The following is a 1104-nucleotide window of genomic DNA, read 5'->3' as shown; positions in this document are numbered from 1 at the left end:
CTTCATCGGAATCTCCTCGTTCATCCTGCCGAGAAAATTCTACTTCCGCATCCACTTAAGATCGGGGGGGGATTACCCCCGCAGGTCGAGGGATCGACAAAGCGCCGCGCCGCTTCAATCCTTTGTGGTGGGTCGGCCATTTCTTGGTCTTATAGCTCGGCGGCATGGGCCGACTCATAGAGTCCAGCTAACACGCTCAATTCACGAGATAAATACCCCTCGGTATTCGCGCAGAAAAGCCCACAGGGGCGTGGAGACCCGATCGTCGTGGTCCAGCCGGAAAGGACCTGCGCGATAGCCGCTACCGAGCGGTGTTCGCCGTCTGTGGCTGGCCCGCAGCCATGCGCCATAAATCTCCGGCAAGCTTGGTTGGTTGGAGAAACTCGGCAGGGCGCGAACGGCTGCCCGGCCGATCCCGGTCATAGCGTCCGCGACACGGAGCAGGCCAAGCACATGCCGCGCCTCGCGGCGCATGAAGTGCAGCACCACGAACGGGCCTTCGGCGTCATGGACGACGCGGCGGCGCGGTGCGATTGGGCACGGGTCGAGATGCGGTGTCTGAAATCCGCGACCGTCGCGATCCTGGGCTTTGGCCCCAGCGAGCAGGCGATCGTGCGGGTCCCTTCGACCTTGGGCTACCGTGTCCGGGTCGCCTCGCGCGCGGCAGGAAACGCAGCTCGAACGGGTGACCTACCTCTCGGGACCGCAGGCGGTGCATGATGCGGCAGGAGAGGCGAATTATCAGATCAACGCGCTGCAGTTGACCGAAGCAACGGAAATGCCCTCGGTGCGGGGCTCTTCGCGCGGCTGAGTTCGGGGGGCTACCTCTTGCAGATCGGCGGAAGCGATCCCCTCGTCGACGCGGAACTGCTCGGTGCGCTCGATGGTGGGAACTTGCCGGTGCCTCTCTGGACGTTTCCGGCGGGCCCCCCTGTCGCGGGTGGCGGCATCCGACGATCAGGATTAGCCCCCATTTGGCGCGCCACTCGTCGCCCAATATCGTCGCGACTCAGCTGATCGAGGCCGTCCGCGCCTTGGCGCGGGGCCCGCGGTCGGAGTTCATGGTCGACCGGGCGCGCGGCTACTGAGCAGCGCGGGGGAGGG

At 65.2% G+C, this 1104-nt stretch carries 1 protein-coding gene; it reads left to right on the top strand.

The features are described 5' to 3' along the window. Positions 1-640: 640 nt before the first annotated feature. Entirely contained in the window at positions 641-811 is a 171-nt protein-coding gene (locus Q4543_RS24375; RefSeq protein ID WP_303442743.1) for a hypothetical protein, read from the top strand. Positions 812-1104: the final 293 nt, after the last annotated feature.

This window comes from Salipiger sp. 1_MG-2023, assembly GCF_030547555.1.
GTDB lineage: Bacteria > Pseudomonadota > Alphaproteobacteria > Rhodobacterales > Rhodobacteraceae > Salipiger.
This window is presented reverse-complemented; position numbering and strand designations above follow the sequence as displayed.